This is a genomic window from Serratia sp. NA_112.1 (assembly GCF_052691715.1).
In genome coordinates this window covers 197,290-217,066 of sequence record NZ_JBQZFO010000001.1, presented here as the reverse complement: position 1 = coordinate 217,066, position 19,777 = coordinate 197,290, and the positions used below count along the sequence as shown (strand labels likewise).

Annotated in this window: 24 protein-coding genes and 1 other RNA gene; 6 read left to right on the top strand and 19 right to left on the bottom strand. The window is 50.8% G+C overall.

Annotation, left to right across the window (positions count from 1 at the left end; genetic code table 11):
* The first annotated feature begins 254 nt into the window (after positions 1-254).
* The 3 genes from ACUTQ5_RS01105 to ACUTQ5_RS01095 all read left to right on the top strand — a co-directional run bounded on the left by ACUTQ5_RS01105 (position 255) and on the right by ACUTQ5_RS01095 (position 1,398).
* Complete coding sequence (locus ACUTQ5_RS01105) at positions 255-608, top strand: hypothetical protein (RefSeq protein WP_445649735.1); 354 nt, start codon at positions 255-257, stop codon at positions 606-608.
* Positions 609-770: 162 nt separating this feature from the next.
* Complete coding sequence (gene tomB, locus ACUTQ5_RS01100; protein ID WP_004940312.1) at positions 771-1,139, top strand: Hha toxicity modulator TomB; 369 nt, start codon at positions 771-773, stop codon at positions 1,137-1,139.
* A gap of 55 nt (positions 1,140-1,194) precedes the next feature.
* Positions 1,195-1,398, top strand: coding sequence for an HHA domain-containing protein (locus ACUTQ5_RS01095; protein WP_021180142.1), 204 nt, complete (start codon positions 1,195-1,197; stop codon positions 1,396-1,398).
* A gap of 240 nt (positions 1,399-1,638) precedes the next feature.
* On the opposite strand, the gene ACUTQ5_RS01090 is transcribed toward ACUTQ5_RS01095, so the two are convergent.
* Both ACUTQ5_RS01090 and gbpA read right to left on the bottom strand, forming a co-directional pair.
* Positions 1,639-2,175, bottom strand: a complete 537-nt coding sequence (locus ACUTQ5_RS01090; RefSeq protein WP_445649734.1) for a cytochrome b — start codon at positions 2,173-2,175, stop codon at positions 1,639-1,641.
* Between the two features lie 56 nt (positions 2,176-2,231).
* A complete protein-coding gene (gene gbpA, locus ACUTQ5_RS01085) occupies positions 2,232-3,659 on the bottom strand; it encodes an N-acetylglucosamine-binding protein GbpA (RefSeq protein ID WP_445649733.1) in 1,428 nt (475 codons plus the stop codon).
* A gap of 279 nt (positions 3,660-3,938) precedes the next feature.
* On the opposite strand from gbpA, the gene gspS reads away from it, so the two are divergent.
* On the top strand, positions 3,939-4,313 hold the full coding sequence (gspS, locus tag ACUTQ5_RS01080) for a type II secretion system pilot lipoprotein GspS (protein ID WP_445649732.1): 375 nt from the start codon (positions 3,939-3,941) through the stop codon (positions 4,311-4,313).
* Here gspS and ACUTQ5_RS01075 read toward each other — a convergent pair.
* From ACUTQ5_RS01075 to ffs, 16 genes are all read right to left on the bottom strand, one after another.
* Entirely contained in the window at positions 4,310-5,140 is an 831-nt protein-coding gene (locus ACUTQ5_RS01075) for a prepilin peptidase (RefSeq protein ID WP_445649731.1), read from the bottom strand. The two genes, gspS and ACUTQ5_RS01075, sit on opposite strands and share 4 nt — an antisense overlap.
* A 32-nt stretch (positions 5,141-5,172) precedes the next feature.
* Positions 5,173-5,634 (bottom strand): type II secretion system protein GspM, encoded by a 462-nt coding sequence (gene gspM / locus ACUTQ5_RS01070; RefSeq protein ID WP_445649730.1) that lies wholly within the window; start codon positions 5,632-5,634, stop codon positions 5,173-5,175.
* A complete protein-coding gene (gspL, locus tag ACUTQ5_RS01065; protein WP_445649729.1) occupies positions 5,631-6,761 on the bottom strand; it encodes a type II secretion system protein GspL in 1,131 nt (376 codons plus the stop codon). The genes gspM and gspL overlap by 4 nt, the downstream gene beginning before the upstream one ends.
* Before the next feature lie 3 nt (positions 6,762-6,764).
* Positions 6,765-7,700, bottom strand: coding sequence for a type II secretion system minor pseudopilin GspK (gene gspK / locus ACUTQ5_RS01060; protein ID WP_445649728.1), 936 nt, complete (start codon positions 7,698-7,700; stop codon positions 6,765-6,767).
* Positions 7,697-8,308 carry a type II secretion system minor pseudopilin GspJ gene (gene gspJ, locus ACUTQ5_RS01055; RefSeq protein ID WP_445649727.1) on the bottom strand — a complete coding sequence of 204 codons (612 nt, stop codon included), beginning with the start codon at positions 8,306-8,308 and terminating at the stop codon, positions 7,697-7,699. Before gspJ ends, gspK begins: the two co-directional genes overlap by 4 nt.
* Positions 8,305-8,682 carry a type II secretion system minor pseudopilin GspI gene (gene gspI, locus ACUTQ5_RS01050; protein ID WP_445650237.1) on the bottom strand — a complete coding sequence of 126 codons (378 nt, stop codon included), beginning with the start codon at positions 8,680-8,682 and terminating at the stop codon, positions 8,305-8,307. The genes gspJ and gspI overlap by 4 nt, the downstream gene beginning before the upstream one ends.
* The gene (gspH, locus tag ACUTQ5_RS01045; protein ID WP_445649726.1) at positions 8,672-9,163 is read right to left on the bottom strand and encodes a type II secretion system minor pseudopilin GspH; all 492 of its coding nucleotides are present in this window, start codon (positions 9,161-9,163) and stop codon (positions 8,672-8,674) included. The genes gspI and gspH overlap by 11 nt, the downstream gene beginning before the upstream one ends.
* The gene (gspG, locus tag ACUTQ5_RS01040) at positions 9,163-9,639 is read right to left on the bottom strand and encodes a type II secretion system major pseudopilin GspG (RefSeq protein WP_445649725.1); all 477 of its coding nucleotides are present in this window, start codon (positions 9,637-9,639) and stop codon (positions 9,163-9,165) included. The genes gspH and gspG overlap by 1 nt, the downstream gene beginning before the upstream one ends.
* A 5-nt stretch (positions 9,640-9,644) precedes the next feature.
* Positions 9,645-10,856 carry a type II secretion system inner membrane protein GspF gene (gspF, locus tag ACUTQ5_RS01035; protein ID WP_445649724.1) on the bottom strand — a complete coding sequence of 404 codons (1,212 nt, stop codon included), beginning with the start codon at positions 10,854-10,856 and terminating at the stop codon, positions 9,645-9,647.
* Positions 10,846-12,342, bottom strand: coding sequence for a type II secretion system ATPase GspE (gene gspE, locus ACUTQ5_RS01030; RefSeq protein WP_445649723.1), 1,497 nt, complete (start codon positions 12,340-12,342; stop codon positions 10,846-10,848). Before gspE ends, gspF begins: the two co-directional genes overlap by 11 nt.
* On the bottom strand, positions 12,339-14,231 hold the full coding sequence (gene gspD, locus ACUTQ5_RS01025) for a type II secretion system secretin GspD (protein WP_445650236.1): 1,893 nt from the start codon (positions 14,229-14,231) through the stop codon (positions 12,339-12,341). Before gspD ends, gspE begins: the two co-directional genes overlap by 4 nt.
* Positions 14,232-14,356: 125 nt before the next feature.
* Positions 14,357-14,863 carry a type II secretion system protein N gene (locus ACUTQ5_RS01020; RefSeq protein ID WP_445649722.1) on the bottom strand — a complete coding sequence of 169 codons (507 nt, stop codon included), beginning with the start codon at positions 14,861-14,863 and terminating at the stop codon, positions 14,357-14,359.
* A 49-nt stretch (positions 14,864-14,912) separates the two neighbouring features.
* A complete protein-coding gene (locus ACUTQ5_RS01015; RefSeq protein ID WP_445649721.1) occupies positions 14,913-15,404 on the bottom strand; it encodes a winged helix-turn-helix domain-containing protein in 492 nt (163 codons plus the stop codon).
* 410 nt (positions 15,405-15,814) lie between these two features.
* Positions 15,815-16,309, bottom strand: a complete 495-nt coding sequence (locus ACUTQ5_RS01010; protein ID WP_445649720.1) for a FidL-like protein — start codon at positions 16,307-16,309, stop codon at positions 15,815-15,817.
* A complete protein-coding gene (locus ACUTQ5_RS01005; RefSeq protein ID WP_445649719.1) occupies positions 16,294-17,094 on the bottom strand; it encodes a winged helix-turn-helix domain-containing protein in 801 nt (266 codons plus the stop codon). The genes ACUTQ5_RS01010 and ACUTQ5_RS01005 overlap by 16 nt, the downstream gene beginning before the upstream one ends.
* Before the next feature lie 343 nt (positions 17,095-17,437).
* An RNA gene (gene ffs / locus ACUTQ5_RS01000) (signal recognition particle sRNA small type) lies at positions 17,438-17,534 on the bottom strand.
* Positions 17,535-17,691: 157 nt separating this feature from the next.
* Between ffs and ACUTQ5_RS00995 the strand changes: the two genes are divergently transcribed.
* Entirely contained in the window at positions 17,692-18,006 is a 315-nt protein-coding gene (locus ACUTQ5_RS00995; RefSeq protein ID WP_445649718.1) for an MGMT family protein, read from the top strand.
* A 65-nt stretch (positions 18,007-18,071) separates the two neighbouring features.
* Here the strand turns inward: ACUTQ5_RS00995 and ACUTQ5_RS00990 are convergent, their stop codons facing one another.
* Positions 18,072-18,563, bottom strand: a complete 492-nt coding sequence (locus tag ACUTQ5_RS00990; RefSeq protein WP_445649717.1) for a YbaY family lipoprotein — start codon at positions 18,561-18,563, stop codon at positions 18,072-18,074.
* A gap of 230 nt (positions 18,564-18,793) precedes the next feature.
* On the opposite strand from ACUTQ5_RS00990, the gene tesB reads away from it, so the two are divergent.
* On the top strand, positions 18,794-19,657 hold the full coding sequence (gene tesB, locus ACUTQ5_RS00985; protein ID WP_153857814.1) for an acyl-CoA thioesterase II: 864 nt from the start codon (positions 18,794-18,796) through the stop codon (positions 19,655-19,657).
* Positions 19,658-19,777 lie beyond the last annotated feature (120 nt).

Sequence of the window (19,777 nt, the reverse complement as noted above, 5' to 3'; positions counted from 1 at the left end):
ACTAACTCAAGCCCCCATACTACGATTAATGCAACTGAACGTAACAAGGGATGCGCTACTTTCGCTGGCAATTCACCGGCTTGACAACGTCAGTGTTACTCCTTCCTAAATATACCGAGAAGTATCAGGGTTATTAATCGATAAACAACGTTGGGATTCTGTAAAAAAGCCAACTGTTAACGAAAAGTTTACCGACGAATTGATAAAAAAGGAGTAACATTAATAGATAGAATCGCTATACTGTCAGGCATTAAATGCAAGTAACTCTTCGCTGCGGCACAATGACGGAAGCACTTTCTGTTAAAAAACTAAAGAAAGTGATTAACGAAAAAATATCAGAGTTGGTGCCTGCATTGACCAGCGGCCAGAGTTTTTATTCTGAAAGCGCGCGTTATGCTGAAGGTTCATTAGAAATACTTGATATTCAGGAATTGAACAGCCGCCAGTATTCAATGAGTTACCGCTATAAATGGACAATTTTCAATGCCTGTCTGGATATCAACGCCGAGGAATACATCAGCGATAGCGTCACTTTCAGCCTTGCCGAAGCGGGACTCATCTTTGACATCATTGATAACTCCCGTCCATCTACCGCAGATGAATTGTAAGTTTACGTAATAACAGCAGGCCAGATGCGAAGAAATGATTTATATTCATTATACGGGAAGTTTATTTTATCATCATCTTTAAGCTACCTCTGTCTATGATGTAAATCAGCTTACTCACAGAGTGTTATCAACACCGAAATTAAGACTTACGGAGGGGATGATATGGATGAGTATTCGCCTAAACGGCACGATATTGCTCAGCTGAAATTCTTGTGTGAAAACCTGTATGATGAAGGTATCGCCACTCTGGGCGACAGCCACCATGGCTGGGTGAACGATCCGACGTCTTCCGTCAACCTCCAGCTTAATGAGTTGATCGAACATATTGCTTCGTTTGTGATGAGTTATAAAATTAAATACATGGACGAAAGTGATTTATCGGAACTGGTCGAAGAGTACCTCGATGATACCTACACGCTGTTCAGCAGTTACGGTATAAATGATTCCGATCTGCGTCGCTGGCAGAAAACCAAGGCGCGATTATTCAGAATGTTCTCAGGAGAGGACATCTGTACGACAATGAAAACTTAGGGGATAATTATCCCCAAATTATTCTATTCGACGGTTTATAACACCAAAGGTTATCATGACTAAAATTGATTATCTGATGCGTTTACGTAAATGCACCACGATCGAAACACTGGAACGCGTTATTGAAAAAAACAAGTATGAGCTTTCAGATGACGAATTGGAGCTGTTTTACTCCGCGGCAGACCACCGTCTTGCCGAGCTCACCATGAATAAACTGTACGATAAAATCCCTGTTGCCGTTTGGAAATTCGTACGGTAATCCAGGTGATAAATGCGTTGAGCCGATACCTTTGTCGGCTTCAATGTTTACAGCAAGTACGCATATATCTTATTGACTTACATTGATTTTCATTCACTGTCCCTATCCTGTAATAATAGTCGGTAGCCCCCCTCAGTAATAGCCACTGTCAATTACCCGCTCCTTATTACACCGCCAGAAAATCCATCGGATAACGGCGGCGCACCAGCGGAAAAACCGGCACGCCAAACAGTACGCAAGCTACAACATACGGTGCAGAATCGCATTCTTTTCAAAGTAGTGATGCTTTATCACCGCAGCCACGTGGAGCACAATCATTCCCGCCAGCGCCACACACGAACAACGGTGTATGACAAAAAAGAATCTGTTCACCTCCAGGCTGTCCACCGGCCGGGGGAAATCTATAACGCCAAAGACCTGAAACCCCTTTTCCAACATTAAAAAACCGCTGATCAATACCACGAAAATAAGCAGGTAGAATACCTCGTGCAGCAAATGCACCAACCCCTTCCCATGCCCTTTCAGCATTTCGCCATAGGGGACCGAGGGTCTGAAAAAACGCCAGAGAAAACGTGCCATCATCAGCGGCGTCAGCACCAGAGCCAACGACATATTGGTCTCCGAGAAAAAGGTAAATATCCGCTCATTCGGCATAAAATGCAGTGAATATCCGACAATCATGACGTAAAACATCGCGACGGCAATGATCCAATGCAATAGGCGGCTGAAGAGATCGTAACGAGTTCGGATGCCAATCGTTTCAGTTTGATGTTGCATAAAACCCTCTTAAAAGCGGCCATTGCTGGCCGCTGAATATTCTGTTCGTTATCGGCTTACTTCTTCACAACCCACGCGTCCTGCCAGTTGGATCCCACGCCCGGCTCAAACTGAGTCGCGCCGCGGTTCCACTGCATGCAGTAACCGCTGTAAGGGAAAGGTTTGCACTGATAAACCTTGCCGTCTTTCGGTTGCAGCACCGTGGTGCCGGCGGTGTATTTACTCAGCGCGTTCGGGAAGACGAAGTTGTAGTCGCCATTGCCGCCGCCACCGGTGGATTCTGCTTCCAGATTGAAGTTTTCGATATCAGGCTGAATGCTATGCCCGTTATCGTTAGTCGCAATCACCTTCAACATATGGTGACCTTCGCTGACGTTGTTCAGATCCATGCTCAACGGCTGGCTGGCGTCATCTACGATGACTTTCAGGTAGCCTTTCTCGGTCTGATGATGGTCGAACACGCGTGCTTCGACGGTCAGCTTGCCCTTCACCTCAGCGTTAAAGGTCAACTGGGATTTACCGTCTTTGATCTTGGTGCTCGACAGCCCGCTAATGCGGATTTCCTCGGTAACGGCCGGTGTTTCTTCCTCATAGGAAATCACCACGCTCTTCAGCGTGCTGCCTTTCTTGGCGAAGACATAGTTGTTACCGGCGATTGGGTTGACGTTGCCATCTTTATCTTTAACACCGGCGCGCACGTCGGCATGGGTGGCGTTAATTTTTTCCGCGAGCGCCTGGCTCCAGCGATTTTTATCAGTCAGCGCTTCGCTGTTGATATCGAGTTCGACCTGTTTGGCAATCACTTCGCCGGCATCACTGAAGAAACGGGCGATAACCTTATCGCCGAGCAACAGGTTTTTGCCGTTGATCTGCCCTTGCAGTTGCTGGTTCCACTCGGAAACAATGCCGCTATCTTCAAAGTTAACGTCGACAGCCTGATAGAAGCTGTTTACCGTGTCGTTAATTTCCCACACGCCGTAAATCACCTGGTAACCGGTTCTTTCCGGAACTACGCACTGGTGAACCTCACGCTCTTTTGGCGCATTGCCGTGGCCATCGACTTCACAGAAAGGCTCACTTTCGAAAGATTCACGCGACAGCGGCTTATTCACATCCCAGTTCTGCTTGGTGATGTAATAACGCCAGTTGTTGGTTTTATGCTTGGCGGTATGGTACCAAGTGAAGGCCTGCGGACCCGGCTTCATGGTATTCAGCGCCCAAATGTTGATGCCCTGACGGTCAAGTGGCTCAAAGCCCCCGACGCTGCCGCTGGCCAATTGGCCATCCAGAGGCCGGTCATTAGCAGGAAAACCAGAGATTTGCTCCACGCTCTGCGGTTCATACTGCGCCCGACCGCAGTCGGTGTTTGAACCCAGTTTGCATTTAAATGCGCGGCTCTCAGGGACTTCAATATAACCGTGTGACCATGCAGCGGAAGAGGCGACAAGTGTTGCCATCATCAAGGCAATTTTTGATAATTTCATTACTACTCCAGTTAAACTGTTCGGCTTTCAACTGATAAAAGTCAAATAACTTTCAGTCGAATTATTTACTGTTCTAATGAACGCGGAAACTTCCCGCCCCAAGAGAATAAAACGAATAATTAAGCCTGAGATACTTAGGTTGCCTTAACTTAATGCACATTAATGGCAGCAAACCCTTAGTAAATATGAAGAATACTTAAAAAAAAACGAGAGCATTGAAACCATAATAATCCGAATATAAAATAACCAGCCACTCCCAATACCGAATATGAGAATAGCGTGTTTACTAAAAATATTGCTGCGTTAACGATATCCCTCGGACTGCTGTCCGGCTGCCAGCATTCTGCAGAACATAAAACCACACCGCCAACGGCTGAGCATCAGCTGGAACAACTGTCCTCACTGGTCGGAGCCAGCCAGTTTCTTCGGGAAAAATGCAGCCGTGCCGACATCCCGACCAATGATAAGTTGGCCGCAGCGGCATTGAACGAAGCAAATAAAAAAGGTTGGCCAAGCCAAGACGTGAATCAAACCCAATTACTCGATGCGGCCAAAGGGGTATTTGCTCGGCTGAATGCCGACGCTACGCCCCTGGCGCAGAAATGCAGCAGCTTTAACCAGTCGCTGGCGCGTTTTCTTGAGCATACGCGCTAACCGACAACCGGCTGGATAATCCAGTGGTAAAGCATCCACGACCATCCGGCTATCGCCAGTCCTGGCCCGAACGGCAAGGGCTGCGAGCAGCTGCGGGAGCGCATCACGCGCAGTAGCAGCAGCCAGATCAGGCTGCTGGAAGAACCGATAAGCAGGATAGGCGGCAGGGCTTCATATCCCCCCCACGCCCCCAACGCCGCCAGCAATTTAAAGTCGCCATATCCCAAGCCTTCACGCCCGGTCGATAACCGGAAACCCCAGTAAAGCAGCCAAAGGGTGAGATAACCCGCTACCGCCCCGATTACCGCGGCGGGTAAAAATTGCGGCTGCGCGATGCTATGCCACAACAACCCGGCCCACAGCAATGACAGCGTTAAACAATCGGGCAATAGCTGCTGTTCCACATCGATAGCCGACAGTGCCAACAATAATGAAAATAACGCCAACATGAAAAACCAGTCGATACCGACGCCGATAAAACAGGCTATCGATATACCGGCCAGCATGGTAACTAATTCCACCAGCGGATAACGTGAGGAAATATCCCCCCGGCAGTGGCGGCAACGCCCGCGCAATATCAACCAACTCAGCAGTGGAATATTATCATAGGGTTTTATTTTCTCTAAACAATGCGGACACGCTGACCCTGGCAGAAAAAAATTAAATACATCAGGATGACGGCCATTAACCCTTTCATCCTCTTCACGCTCAAGCATCTTGGGCAGTCGGTAAATTATCACATTAATAAAACTGCCCAAACAAAGGCTCAGCACTGCGCTGAATAATAACCAGCAGTCACTGGCCATATTTTCAATGACGGATAACATATTTCCCTCTGAATGAATAAAACCGGAATCGCTTATAAAATGGCTTGCTGCGCCACCACCAACAGTTGGCTGACCTTCACCACGCCCTGAGCCTGTTCGCTGCGTTCAACGGCCAGTTGCGCCACCCGAATCCCTTGTTCGCGCTGCAATTCGGCCAGCCAGATCGTTAAACGCGCGAACGGGATCGAGGCTAACGTCATCCGCACGCCTTCTTCGCTTTCTTCCCAGGCCGTAACGGGAATTTGATTTTCTTGCGCGCTCTGCCGCAGGCGTTCCTGCAACAGCCCAGGGAGGGCGGCGTCAGGAGGTAATCGCGATTGCAACCGGGCGACGTTGCCCATCTGCACATTAAGCGCCTCCAACCGCTGCGTATTTTTTTTCACCTGATGAAACTGATACAGACAATAACTGAAGGCAGCCAACAGCATCAGGCTCAACGCCACCGCCACCTGCAGGCTTTTATCGGCTCTTAAATCAGCTATCCGCGCTTTCATTGCTCTTCTCCAACCGTCAGGGTCACCAAATTATCCGAAGGCCCTTCCGTCATAGCGATGCTGATGCCATTGTCTTCGGTTGGCAGCGCCAGTTGCGTATCCTCTTTTAACAGGGTGATAACCAGCTCATTTTTAGCGCCATCGAAAATTAACGATTGTAGTTGCGGCTGTTCCCACAGAGATAGCGCCTCGGTGGCATAAGGCAACAGCTTAAACAGCTGAGGCTCCTTCAATATATTTTGCATCTGTCTGACTTTTTTTCTGGCCTCCTCAACAGGCGAAGCCGTTAGCGGCTGCCCCGGCGACAGATGCTGATATAAAGCAGCCATCTGCCTTTCGGCTTGCCCGGCCTTCAGTTGATGGTACAAACCGCAAACCAGCAACGAACAACTGACCAATATCAACGCACAGGCGATCTTTCCCGGAATAAACCGCGGCCATCTGAGGGCGGGTTTAAATTTCCCCTGCAGCAGGTTGCTCTTGCTGCGCCCGGCTTCGTTCGCCAATTGCCATAGAGGATCCCCTGCACAGGATCCGCTCTCCCATGTCGAGGGCACACTGCCACCGGCGTGAATGCAAAGATCCGGCGTGACCGGAAGTTCAGTGTCCTCCCATGCGCACGGCAATTGCATGCCCTGCCATTTTCCCGTTCTTATCAACCATCGATCGGGCCAATAGGCCACGCTGCACTCTCCGGGCAGGGGCAATGCCAGCACGTCCGGGAGCATTTTATCGGCATGAAGGCCGCAGGCACGTAGCCGTTCGCACCAGGTTTGCATTTGCGTCAGTGTGACCCCGGCAATGCCGAAATTCATCTGCTCCTTGCCCAGGATTACCCAGTGCATCTGCTCCACGTCGGTCAGCAGTTCACTTTCATGCTGGAACGCCAACGCCATCGGTGTCACCAGCCTGGATTTCCCCTGAAACTGCGTATTGCGCAGCACCACATGGCGCGCAGGAACCAGCACCACCACTCTGCTATTCCGCGCCATGGCCGCCAGCTCGGCACCCGCATTATCCAGATCGAGGCTGGCGGCAAAGACGCTTTGCGCTTCCCCCACCTTGCCCCAACGCACATCGGCGACGGCGCCGTGTCCCAGGGCGATTAACAGAATATTGTCCGACATACTCTAGTGTTCTCCCCAGCCAAACTGGCGCCGAATGACCTTCATGCCGGTACTGTTCCGTTGCAAGATGCTGACCAAGCGATACCTGCCGTCATCCAGTTTCACCCGCAGTTCCACAGTAAAGCGGTTGCCGGTAGTGACCAGTCCATCAGCCAGGCCGCCGTCTTTCAGCTTACGCAGTTCGGGGTAGTTATCCGTGGTTAAAAAGTCCAATGAGCTCCAGCCAAGCTGCGGCCGACCGGCGATGATCGCCAGGAGTTGCTCGTTCCCCAAAGCATTCAGCAACATCGCCCTGATCAGCGGCAACTGCCGCTCCGTGGCGGTGTTAAGGTTAATTTGCAGCGTATTATCCGGTAAGGCGCAGACCAATGGCGCTATACGCAGGTACAGTTCACGGTTTATGACGCCGATCTCCCGCAACTCACTAGCATCTTCAATCAGATAGCCCGTTTCAGACGTACCGCGTTGTGCGCTGATTTTCATAATAACAGCGTCGGCGATAGCACCGGCCTGCGGCTCGTCAACGCCCAGATTGGTGAGCAACAGCATGAATATCCGCTTCTCTCTCGCTATTTTCGGCTTTTCGCCCCCAGCGTCATCCACCGGGGATGACGCCGCGAGCGCATTCAAATTAAAACAAACATCGGCGCTGACGATACGCACTGAAATCTCTCCCTCTTCCGTGCGCATGGCCATATCTTCACGCGCCCATGCCTGCCCCAAACTCACCGAGACCTGCTTATCCAACGCCTGTTGCAACTGCCTTTTGGCATAGATTTCTCCGCCCAACAGCAGCCATTTGGCCCTTAATTGATCCTGCTGAAACTGCGCTCGCGTCAACGACCGCTGCCAGTAGCTATTGATATTCACCGCAATAATCGTCATCACCGACATCATTAACAAAACCATCAACAACGCCATTCCCCGCTGTTTATTCATGATTGTTCCTCAGGCGACAGCGGGACAATGCGCCGCACCACGCCGAAAGAACCTGTTTCGACGGTGATCTCGACTGCCTGAGGCAGCCAGGTGCTGGCATGCCATGCCGCTAACCATTCGCCTTGATAATAAAAACGCAGTTGGAACCGCAACACATCCGACAACAACGCCACACTGCGCGCGGCAGACGGCGGGCTGTTCAGGGCTGGGGAGCTCAGGCGGTCCAATCTCCCCTTCTGAAACCGATATTCCACCCGCTCCAGCGTCGAACGCGGCAGCCTGGCACCGGGGTTATGCCAGTAATTTCTGATCATCGTGACCCGATAGCCGCCATCCCTCTCCGCAGCCCCGCGCGCCATAAACTCAGGTATGCCGGGTTGACCGGCCAAACCGGCCGGTGTGCGGGTGAGTGCATGAGTAAAGTCCCGTTCAATGAGGGTTAGCGCCCGTTGCAACTGAACCATTTGCGTCGATTTTCGCTGGGTGATCTCACTGTTTCTCAATACACCTTTGAAAATCATCATCGCCGTGAGCGACAGCAAAGAAAAAATAACGATGGCCAGCATCATTTCCACCAGAGTAAAACCGCGCTCCGCGTCCCTGTTCATGGCAATTCTCTGTAGGCCAACAGCCTGATCAAGGCGCCTGGCGCCTGCGGATCGCGCCGAACTTCCATTTCTATCGCCCGCATCCCGGCATCCGTGGTGTCTCTGCCGCGATAACGCCAATACCAGGTTTCATCCGCCATTTCCGTCGTCCCCTGACGCCATGCCTGCGCGGGCAGGACTCTATCAAGCTGCAACAAAGTCAATTGGTTATCCGCTACCCACAGGGCAATATTCTTCGCCTCGATGGCCCCCAGGCTTTGCACCTGCCCTCCGGTTGTTTTGATTAACGCCATGCAACCAATGGCGAATATCATCAGCGCAACCATCACCTCCAGCAGGGTCATGCCTCGCTGCCGTTTATATTTAAGCTTCATCACAGTGGGCTTCTGTCGTTTCAAATGTAAAGAAACCGGTCGCGCTGAGCTGCCACTGGCATTTTCCCTGCAGCAATGTGACGGAAAACACGGTGGTTTCACCCCCCGGATACAGCCAAACCTGCGGTTCCTCCTGCGGTGGCCACTCGCCTTTCAGCGAAACCGCCTGCCGTTCCAGGGCCAACGACAGTTCAACCTCGGCCGGTAGCGGTGAGCCTATCGCCACCGCAGTTTTATCCTGCGGTTGACCGTCGGCGACAATACGCCACCCCTTGCGGCTGAACGCCACGCCATAGGTTGTTCCTTCACGCTCAGCCCGTTCCGCAACCTCATTCAGCTGCCAGGCCAGTTGCTCACCCTGCCTTGCCAGTTGATTTTCAACTGCGGGAGAACGCAGCATCACCAGGCTGCTGGTGATGCCTAACAACAGCAGCACCAGCATAATTTCCAGCAGGGTAAAACCGCGTTCGCACCTCATCATTACTCTGCTTTATCCGCCGTTTTCTCAGGCCAGTTACCGATGTCATCCTCACTGTCGGCAATACCATCCTGGCCGCTGGAAAACACGTCCAGCTTCCCGTGCTTGCCGGGATTACGCAGTTGATACTCATTGCCCCAGGGATCCTGCGGCAGGCGGCGGATATAACCGTCTTCAGGATAATTGCGAGGAATCGGCGCCACTTCAGGCTTGGCCGACAGCGCCGCCAACCCTTGCTCCGAACTTGGATAACGCCCGTTGTCCAACTTGTACATATCCAGCGCATTCTCCAGGGCGACAATATCGCTGGTCGCCTTTTGCTTATCCGCTTTCTCTTTATTTCCCATCAGGCTGGGAATAGTCAAACTGGCCAATAACCCCAGAATCACAATCACCACCATAATTTCCAAAAGCGTAAAACCCTTTTGACGAAACTTGCGTACACGACTGCTCTTTCTCACTTTATTTTCCGTTAACATCTTTCTCATCCAATCATGTTATTGAGCTGCAATATTGGCTGCAGGATAGCCAAAATAATAAACAGCACCGAACTGGCCATCACTATCACCAATAAAGGTTCAAACAGCCCCAGAGCCAAGGTTATTTGCCGATTAAAGGCATCCTGTTGCATATTCGCCGCCCTCTCGAGCATCATTTCCAATTCACCGCTGCGCTCACCGGACATGATCATGTGCCGCATCATCGGCGAAAAAAGCGCGGTCCCCTCCAGAGACGGCGACAACCCTTCGCCTTCACGCACCCGTTCCATCGCCGCCAGCAACCGCTGCCGGGCATCATCATTGCCCAACACGCTGGCGCTGATGCGCATCGCCTCCAGCAACGGCACCGCACTGGCGTTCAAAATACTCAGCGTTTTGGCGTAGCGCGCCGTATTCACGCCAAGGGTCAACTTGCCGATAACCGGCAGCCGCAGGATAAAAGCATGCCACCGGGTACGCCTGGCCGGCTCCTTCAGGCGATAGCGAAACAAACCGATGCCCACCAGCAACAACATCAGCACTGCCAGCCCCCACTGTCGGATGACGTCACTGGCACCGATCAGCAGCCGGGTAGACAACGGTAGGGCCTGTTTCATATGAATAAATTGCTCTATGACTTTAGGCACCACCGCAGTAAGCAAGATGGCTACTACCCCGATCGCCACCACCGTCAGCACCATTGGGTACACTAATGCCTGAGTGATCTTGTTTTTCATTTGCTGACGCTGTTCGACATAGTCGGCCAAACGCTCCAGCACCGGCGCAAGATGGCCGGAGATTTCGCCGGCAGTCACCATGGCGCAGTACAGGCGATCAAAAATAGGCGGGTATTGCCCCAAGGCATGCGCCAGGGAAAACCCCTCCAGGATCCGCAGACGTACCTGCGTCAGCACCGCCTGCAAGCCTTTCTTTTCCGTTTGCCGCGCCACCGCCATCAGCGCTTCTTCTAGCGGCAACGCGGCGGACATCAACGTCGCCAACTGACGGGTCAACAACGCCAGATCGCTGCTCGTGACGCCGGAGGTCAGCCTGAATCCAGCCAGCTTGTTGAACCTGTGCGTTTTTTTGGCTTTAACCGCCAGCACCTGCCATCCTTTTTCACGCAGCAGGTCACGGGCATGGCGCAAGGAATCTGCCTCGAGCTCCCCGCGTCGGGCACGCCCTTGCCTGTCGCAGGCATGATAATCAAACCTCATCGCCATCCCCTTCGCGGGTCACTCTCAGCACCTCTTCCAGGCTGGTCTCGCCGGCGCTCATTTTGGCGATCCCATCCTGACGTAAAGACTGATAGCGCGAGGCGGCCAGCCGCATGATGTCGATCTCGCTGTCACCGCGGTGGATCGCCAGCCGCATGGATTCATCCAGCACCAGTAGCTCATGCAGCCCGATACGGCCAAGGTAGCCCTGCCCACTGCAGGCGTTACAGCCTAGAGGCCGCCAGCAAGTGACATCCTGATCCACAGGCAGATCAAACGCCCGCCGTTGCCGAGCAGACAAGGTGTAGGGTTCGCGGCACTGCGGACACAGCCGCCGCACCAGGCGCTGCGCCAACACGCCGCTAAGCGAACTGGACAGCAAGAATGGCTCAACCCCCATATCTCGCAGGCGGGTAATGGCGCCGATCGCCGTATTGGTGTGCAACGTGGACAACACCAGGTGCCCGGTCAGCGAAGCCTGAACCGCAATCTGCGCCGTTTCGCCGTCGCGGATCTCACCGATCAGCACCACATCGGGATCTTGGCGCAGCAACGCGCGCAGCCCACGGGCGAAAGTCATGTCCACCTTCGGATTCACCTGAGTCTGCGCAATGCCACTCAACTCGTACTCGACGGGATCTTCGATGGTCATGATGTTGCGGTTTTCGTCGTTAATCTGGTTCAGCAAGGTATAGAGCGTGGTGCTCTTGCCGGAGCCGGTCGGCCCGGTAACCAGGATGATGCCATGCGGCTGCTGAATCAGACGCATAAGCGCCTGTTGACGCTCCTGCGTCATCCCCAAACTGGGCAGATCCAGTCTGACGCTATTTTTGTCCAGCAGGCGCATAACTACCCGTTCGCCGTGGCTGGCCGGCATCACCGATACGCGCACGTCGATCGCCCTTCCACCGACCTTCAACGTCATGCGTCCATCCTGCGGCACCCGTTTTTCAGCGATGTCCAGTTTCGACATCACCTTGATGCGCGACACCAGTAGCGCGGCCAACTTGCGCTGTGGCGCCAGAATGCGTTGCAGCGCACCGTCAATCCGAAAACGGATCACCAATTCGCTTTCGTAGGTTTCGATATGGATGTCTGAGGCACGGGCTTTGATTGCCTCGCTCAGCATGGCGTTGATCAGGCGGATGATTGGCGCATCGTTCTGCTCATCCAGCAGGTCCTGTTGCTCCGGCAGCTCTTCCGCCAGCGTGTAAAAGTCCAGCTCGCCGCCCAGATCGTCGATCATCTTCTGCGCATGACCGGCCTCCTGCTGGTAATACGCCACCAGTTTTTGTTCAAAGATTTCAGGCTCCAACCGCACCAACATCGGCTCGCCCAGCAAACAGCGGTATGCCTCCATCAGCGCGGCCTGAGCCGTTTGCTGATGGCAATACAGCAGTGTGCCGCTCTGTTCGGCGACGGCGAGCACGCCGTGCTGGCGCGCCCAGGCAAAAGGCAACAGGTGGCCTGAGGGGCTCGGCGTCATGATTTTCCCTCTTGGTCATAGAACGCATTGACCTGCGAAATGACGCGGAGAAACGCTTGATTGTCACCCGCGGTTTGGCCGGAGGAGATTTCCTCGCGCAACGCCGTTTTCAACTCGATATCTTCCCGCTGCTCAACATCAAATTTGCCTACTTTACGTTGGCTCTGCTGAGAGAATCCTTCGGTCGTCCGAATGATGGTCGGGCGGATGAATAGCATTAAATTGCGCTTGCTCTCTTTCACCGACGTAGAACGGAACAGCGCGCCCAATACCGGAATTTTTCCCAACAGCGGAACGCTGCTTTCCACCTCTGAATTAGTTTTATCCAGCAGACCGCCAACCACTACCGTTTCACCGCTGTCGACCAACACGGTGTTATTTACCGTACGGATATTAAAAGTGGCGCCCAGGGAATCGGCGGAGACCTGCGTATTGTCGGCAACGCTGGAGACTTCCTGCTCAATCTGCATCAGGACCGATTGACCCTTGTTAATCTGCGGTTTTACCTTGAGTTTTATCCCCACGGTTTTACGCGAGACGGTATTGAAAACGTTATCGCTGTTGGTGGTTTGCGAACCGGTCAAAATAGGTACATCCTGGCCTACGCTAAACTCCGCTTCGGCGTTATCCAGGGTGACAATGCTCGGCGTAGCCAGAATATTATTTTGATTATTGCTGGCGATGGCGGATAGCAATACCCCCCAGTTTCCGCTGTAAAAGCCGGTCATCAAACCACTGGCCTTGTTGAAAGCCTCGAGCATGCCACCGTCAAAACCTGATGAAACGCCAGGTACATTGCCGCCAAACTGCGTGCCACCGCCGTATTTATTGGCCCACTGGACGCCGATATTCAGCCCCTGGCCATCCTGCACTTCGACAATCACCGCCTCAACCAGCACCTGAGCACGGCGGACATCCAACTTGGTCACCACCTCTTCCAGGTCGCGCATCACATCCGGCGCAGCGGTGATGATCAACGCATTGGTTTGCTCATCGGCTTTGATCACCACATTTTTCAACAAGGCTACATTGGTTGCCGCACCTTCTTTTTCATTTTGCAAGCCTGAGCTAATCCCCGTCAGCACCTCGACCAGGCTCTGCGCCTTGGCGTATTTCAGTTGAATGACTTGGGTATTGCCTTGATTGACGCTCTTGTTATCCAGCTGATAAATCATGTCCTTAACATATTCGCGGATCCGATCGTCGCCGGTGATCATCACAGTATTGGTTCTTTCATCCGCGACCAGCCGCAGCGTCGCAGCACCCGCCATCCGCTGCTTGCCCTCTTCGCGGAACAGCGCATTGACCATACGCACAATCTCGGCCGCCGCCGCATGCTTCAGCGCAAGCGTTTCTATCTGATTGCTGTCGTCCTGATCCATCTCCCGAACAATATCGATCAACCCATTCACTACCGCGGCTCTGCCGGTGATCAACAACGCGTTGCCCTGTTCATAGTGCGCCACGCTGCCTACGCCCACGCTGTCATTCAGTTGACGTAATAATGGGGAAATATCCTTGGCCGCGATATTGCGCAAAGGAACAATACGCATCACAACCTCATCCCCTTCCCCAATCAGCTCACCGCCGGCCTGCGACAAAGCGGCTCTTTTCCCGTCTTTCGCCACAATGACTTTAAGTACGTTATTTGGCATACCGATGACGGTATATCCGTACACGTCCAGCACGTTCAGGAAGAATTGATAATATTGTTTATCGTTAAGCTGCTCATAGCTACGTACGGTGACTTTGCCTTTCACCGCCGGATCAATAATGATCGTTTTGCCCAGGTTTTTACTGACCGTATTGATAAACTCCTGAATATCCGTACCTTTGAAATTGGCAGAGAATGACGCTGCATGCGTTATCCCGGGGGTAACCGCCAACATTAATACCACCACCAGTTCTCGCCAGGGAAGGCGGGCCAGTTGATGGCCAAAATGGTAAAAAAGATGCGTAATCACAATGTAGCCTTATGACCTTAAAAAGTTCCAATTCTAAAAAGAAAGCACACCTAGTCTTTTAAAATCATCAAGGCGTAGTATCCATTCTCGTCAAGCAATATCTTGTCTTGCAGTATCCGTAATACGACGACGTTACTGTTAGCAATGCGATCGCCCATACCATAACTGGCCTGTTTGCCGGAGCGTTCTATTATCGCCAGGCTGTGTTTGGGGTTATCGCTAAACAGCAAGCCGGTAACTTTGCCCGCCAAACGCGTTTCAGGGGCATTGTTGATAACATCGTCGCTTATCCCCTGCGAGCTAATCTTATAGCTCATGCCGTTATTTCCCTCTCCCCGACTTTCCCCATAGCGGCCAAAAAAATCAGCATTGTTGATTTTTTCTATATCATCTTGCGCAGGGAAACCAACATAACGTCCCCTTTCAGGCACGAAATTACGCTGCGACGATACATCTGTCTTTTCGAGACGATAAATTTTCCAAAGCTGAGAAAAAATAAACACCGCATTCGCCAAGAAGAAAAATGAAATAAAAAAAACAATAAACCGTTTACTCACTTAGGCCTCGGGGTAATCAGATAAATTGGCGGCACGTTTTCATCAGGCGCTAAGCAGACACACCCACAAACATCGCCACCGAAAACAGCAGAGTCAACGTCAGTGCAATTTTGTAGTTAATGGTTTCCAAAATGCCCTTCTTCCCTTTTTTACTTTCCGCCAGTTTTTTATTTTCAGATCCAGCACCCTCAGTGGTTTCCCGCTCGCAGGCCTGAAAACTCAGCATGACGCCAAATCGGGGAATGGTTTTAATCACCTGACCAGGGATACCGTGCCGCGAAAACAACGACCGACATTGAAATATAATTTGATGATAATTGTTATCGCTGATGGTTTCATGATTGCAAAACCATACTGCGCGAATGATATCATTCTTTTTATATATACCACTAAGCAGACAGAGAATAAACCGACGCTGCAACTCAGTCATTTCAATAACGATGTTCTCTCTTTTAAAAAATAATGTTTTATTATTGTTATCCAATACAACTGACTCATTTTCCATCAGGGTGTCATTCAGAGCAATGTCATGTATATCCACATCTCACCTATTTCTAGAAAAAATAATAATCAGGTATTTTTTGCATTCTCACTCCCAAACGCCCCTGTTCAGGGAAGAAGCAAAACAATAGCGCGATTAAAGATACCATCTAATAAAACATGAAAAATAAGGAATGGCAACAGCATCCAAACACAATATATAAGATAAAATTAATAATATTTCAAAAAACAAATAAAAACAAAAATAATCAATAAAAACAACAAATTACATGAATATATAAAATAAATAAAATAACATATATAAAAATATATATCATTTTCTATAATTATAGAAATCCTGATGTGGGGCGGGAGTCAGGAATAGAAAAGCTAAACCTGACTATAATAACAAAGGAGACGAATAGTAGTTCACTAATAATTCCCATCGTTACTATGTTCTCACGCCTCAGATTATGATTTCACATTACAAATAAACATCGGGACATAAACGCTACTAAACATCAGAGTGTCCTTATCAAGATAATTTATATGATAGAAGTTAGATTCACTATTAAAAAAATAGGAGTACACTTCAGAGGGTAAGGTATCTCTTACCGAACGCTGTTCATTGTCATATTGGAATTTATAAAAATCATCTTGTGCGACATACGTAAAATTAACATTGCGACGCACAAAAAACCGCTTATCTCCGCTGCTCGCCACCCCATTCAAAGTCATAATACCCTTATTGCTTGTAAAAAAAACGTAGTGCATTTTTAAAACAAGACGAATATCCATTGGTATGCTGGAATTATCCAAATCATTGGCGTAAGTGAACTTCGCATTAGCTTCGCAGGCAATGCCCTTTAAATCCTGATGGGAATGGGTGAGATAATATATACTACTGCCAAAAACAATGCACAGAACAATGAGTATCATCGACAGTACGGTTAACTTTTTTTCCATGCGCGGATATACTCGCTTTCACAATGATGATAAAAATGATCGCTGTCCATTACACATTTTGCGATAAACTGACGGCCACTGTCTTCTGTGGTGTTAAGTGAGTGATTGAGCCCTGTAATAATCACTTCATCCTTACCACATCGATTGCCATAAAGATCCTTTTCGGTCAAAAACTGCAGGTAGCGATCCGTTTTTTTATCGAGATACCTTCCAGAGTAATAAACCGGGCAACCTTTGACCACACCAAGATAAGAGATAAACGGGTGTTTCTCATTTTCACGGTAATGCTGATAATAAAAAAACAAGAAAACCAGGATGGCAAGCGGTAATGCAATTGATAAGGTACGAAGTAACGTAATCAGATAATAACGATGTGCATATGGCCTTTGGGTACCACTGGTGTCAGACATTAACGGGGGGGCATCTTCCGGCGATTGGCTGGGAGGGGCAATTTCCAAGATTTTAATTAAAATGGTTTTATTAATTCTATAACCTGTTTTAGCCACCGTGATTATCAAGCGATCGCTGAATCCTACGGAAAGCAATGCCCGGCGAGTCAGGCTAATATATTGGTTCAAGGTTGCGGAAGATACACTCAGACCTTGCTCACCCCAAACCTGCTTAAAAATATCCTCCCTGCTGACCGGCTTCACGCCATGCTCAAGTAAGCATTTGAATACTCTGACATTCAGGCTCGATAAAAATACTTCCTTACCATTTCTCATACTCTTTAAAGAGCCGTTCTCGGTATTAAAGGCAACTTTGTTATCAATGATATAAATCATGTTACAGCCTAATCTGATGCCTGATTAATGTCCAAAACGCCGTACAACCCCATTATAGTCAATATCAAAATTATTGCCTGACAACGCCAAGAATTCACAATATTTTAACCACAACATCGATACCCCGCAACATCAAGATAATTATCATCCTATTCAGATATCGCTGAAAAAGAAAAAACATCGAGACCAACATTCTTGAGACATTATATTATTTTTTAGGTAAAAATCTGATCGGATGACTGATTATAACGTCTATTTATCGAGCGGACAGGTTAAACGACGATAGACAAAACAGTGCGTAAGCGGTGGGGGAGGAAAAAGCGGAAGCTGAAATTGGTGGAGGCCCTGCCAGCTACATCCCGGCACACACGTCACCTGCTGCGGCTGCTTCCTTCCGGATCTGACCGAGTTCACAAGTTAGTGTTGCGGGAGAACCAACAGGGCCCCCATTGACGGCTTCCAAGACTGCGAAGCGGTGGGCATTATCGGTGATGGCCAGCCAAATAGCAAGCCAACCGGGGCCAACCGCTGTTTTCTTACCCACCTCGACTGTGGCACACTTTCATCCTTGGTTTTTGCCGCAGCAGGAAAACAGAAATGGAGCCAGAAGATGCCTCATTCAGCCAACGCGTATTCCATGTGGTGGCAGCCATTCCCTATGGCAAGGTCACGACCTATGGCGAAGTGGCGCGGCTGGCCGGTTCACCACGCGCCGCACGTCAGGTCGGCGGCGTATTAAGGCGCCTGCCCGAAGGCAGTAGCCTGCCCTGGCATCGGGTGATTAACCGACACGGCCAAATTTCACAGCAGGGAGAAGACTTTCAGCGCCAGCGCCAGGCGTTGCTTGAGGAAGGGATAATATTCGGCACGCACAGCACGGTTGATCTGCTGGTTTACGGCTGGCGCTGGTAATAACAAAACAGCCTTTGGCCGGAGCGCAAAGGCTGTTGATGGTTTACTGCTTCAGTACTGCCGGCTTACGGCATGGTTGCCGGGGCTGCCTGAACCGCAACGCCCTGTACCGGGACCATTACCAGGTCAGCACGGGTGCCGTTACGGTTTACCACTTCCTGGATTGTATCGGTAATAAAGGTCATCTGCCCATTTACCGTAATTGCCGCACTCAGGATGATGCGTGCATTAGGCTGAATATCGGCCGGGTTGTACGGCAGGACAAAATTAAACGGTGCCTGTTTACCCTCGGTGCGAACCGCACGCTGGGCAATGACTTTAGACGGAGCATCCGCCAGTGAGGCATCAGAGAGCGTGACTGTCAGTACTGCATCCGGTGGCAGCGCGATGCGCTGGCGAATGTTAACCGAGCCAGTCACCGCTGGGCCCTGAATCTGCGGTTGCGCAATCGCCGGGTTTCCCGTTGTTGGTACAGGCACATTCGCACTCTTTTGGGCACAGCCCGCCAGGGTGATGGTCAATGCAGCTGCTCCACCTACGATTTGCCAGAGTTTCATGGATCGCTCTCCTTTTTTATTATCAACATGTTGGTGGCTTTCACCACCGCACCTATTAAACTTAGCACAAAACACTGAATAATCCATTTAGTACTGCCTATTAATCACTTAGCCCTCTAATAACGCTCAGCATTCAGTCAATTTTCTCTGTGCCATAACGCAATATATTGACGTCTTACCGTGATATTCCGCACACTGCGCAAAATGATTATTAAAAGGGTAGTAACTTTATGAGCCAGGCACTGCAAAACCTCCTCGATCTACTGGATCTGGAGAAAATTGAAGAAGGGCTGTTCCGCGGCCAAAGTGAAGATCTGGGGTTACGCCAGGTCTTCGGCGGCCAGGTGGTGGGCCAGGCACTGTACGCCGCCAAGCAAACGGTGCCTGCAGAGCGCAGCGTCCACTCGTTCCACAGCTATTTCCTGCGTCCGGGCGACAGCAGTAAGCCAATCATTTATGACGTGGAAATTCTGCGCGACGGCAACAGCTTCAGCGCCCGCCGCGTCAGCGCCATTCAGCACGGCAAACCGATTTTCTACATGACCGCCTCCTTCCAAAGCCCGGAAGAAGGCTTTGAACACCAGAACACCATGCCCGATGTTCCACCGCCAGAAGGGCTGATGAGTGAATCAGACATTGCCCAGAAGCTGTCGCATATGCTGCCGGACAAGGTGCGTGAGAAGTTTATCGGCCAGAAACCGATTGAGATGCGTCCGGTCAAATTCCACAATCCGCTGAAAGGCAGCGTGGAAGATCCGCACCGCTACGTATGGTTCCGCGCCAACGGCACCATGCCAGACGACCTGCGCATCCATCAGTACCTGCTGGGTTATGCGTCCGACTTCAACTTCCTGCCGACGGCGCTGCAGCCACACGGCGTCGGTTTCCTGGAGCCGGGCATGCAGGTGGCAACCATCGATCACTCAATGTGGTTCCACCGCCCATTTCGCATGGATGACTGGCTGCTGTACGTGGTGGAAAGCACTTCCGCCTCCGGCGCCCGTGGATTTGTACGCGGTCAATTCTATACCCGTGACGGCGTATTGGTTGCCACCACGGTACAAGAAGGCGTGATCCGCCAGCGCGAAGCCTGATAAACCCAGGCCAAAGAAAAAGGGCGATGGTAACATCGCCCTCAGATTGCTAACAACGTTCTTTGCAGTTAAAAGTCCTGATCTGAGGACTAATAAAAAACAAAGAATTATATCTTCTGA

Coding starts and splice junctions, on each gene's coding strand:
- gbpA (WP_445649733.1), bottom strand. CDS start 3,659: ATGAAATTATCAAAAATTGCCTTGATGATGGCAACACTTGTCGCCTCT.
- ACUTQ5_RS01075 (WP_445649731.1), bottom strand. CDS start 5,140: ATGTTATCCGTCATTGAAAATATGGCCAGTGACTGCTGGTTATTATTC.
- gspK (WP_445649728.1), bottom strand. CDS start 7,700: ATGAATAAACAGCGGGGAATGGCGTTGTTGATGGTTTTGTTAATGATG.
- ACUTQ5_RS01005 (WP_445649719.1), bottom strand. CDS start 17,094: ATGATTTATATCATTGATAACAAAGTTGCCTTTAATACCGAGAACGGC.
- gspM (WP_445649730.1), bottom strand. CDS start 5,634: ATGAAAGCGCGGATAGCTGATTTAAGAGCCGATAAAAGCCTGCAGGTG.
- ACUTQ5_RS01010 (WP_445649720.1), bottom strand. CDS start 16,309: ATGGAAAAAAAGTTAACCGTACTGTCGATGATACTCATTGTTCTGTGC.
- gspF (WP_445649724.1), bottom strand. CDS start 10,856: ATGAGGTTTGATTATCATGCCTGCGACAGGCAAGGGCGTGCCCGACGC.
- ACUTQ5_RS00990 (WP_445649717.1), bottom strand. CDS start 18,563: ATGAAACTCTGGCAAATCGTAGGTGGAGCAGCTGCATTGACCATCACC.
- tesB (WP_153857814.1), top strand. CDS start 18,794: ATGAGCCAGGCACTGCAAAACCTCCTCGATCTACTGGATCTGGAGAAA.
- gspH (WP_445649726.1), bottom strand. CDS start 9,163: ATGATGAGGTGCGAACGCGGTTTTACCCTGCTGGAAATTATGCTGGTG.
- gspJ (WP_445649727.1), bottom strand. CDS start 8,308: ATGAACAGGGACGCGGAGCGCGGTTTTACTCTGGTGGAAATGATGCTG.
- ACUTQ5_RS01090 (WP_445649734.1), bottom strand. CDS start 2,175: ATGCAACATCAAACTGAAACGATTGGCATCCGAACTCGTTACGATCTC.
- gspE (WP_445649723.1), bottom strand. CDS start 12,342: ATGACGCCGAGCCCCTCAGGCCACCTGTTGCCTTTTGCCTGGGCGCGC.
- gspL (WP_445649729.1), bottom strand. CDS start 6,761: ATGTCGGACAATATTCTGTTAATCGCCCTGGGACACGGCGCCGTCGCC.
- gspG (WP_445649725.1), bottom strand. CDS start 9,639: ATGTTAACGGAAAATAAAGTGAGAAAGAGCAGTCGTGTACGCAAGTTT.
- ACUTQ5_RS00995 (WP_445649718.1), top strand. CDS start 17,692: ATGGAGCCAGAAGATGCCTCATTCAGCCAACGCGTATTCCATGTGGTG.
- gspI (WP_445650237.1), bottom strand. CDS start 8,682: ATGAAGCTTAAATATAAACGGCAGCGAGGCATGACCCTGCTGGAGGTG.
- gspD (WP_445650236.1), bottom strand. CDS start 14,231: ATGTTGGCGGTTACCCCCGGGATAACGCATGCAGCGTCATTCTCTGCC.
- ACUTQ5_RS01105 (WP_445649735.1), top strand. CDS start 255: ATGCAAGTAACTCTTCGCTGCGGCACAATGACGGAAGCACTTTCTGTT.
- tomB (WP_004940312.1), top strand. CDS start 771: ATGGATGAGTATTCGCCTAAACGGCACGATATTGCTCAGCTGAAATTC.
- ACUTQ5_RS01095 (WP_021180142.1), top strand. CDS start 1,195: ATGACTAAAATTGATTATCTGATGCGTTTACGTAAATGCACCACGATC.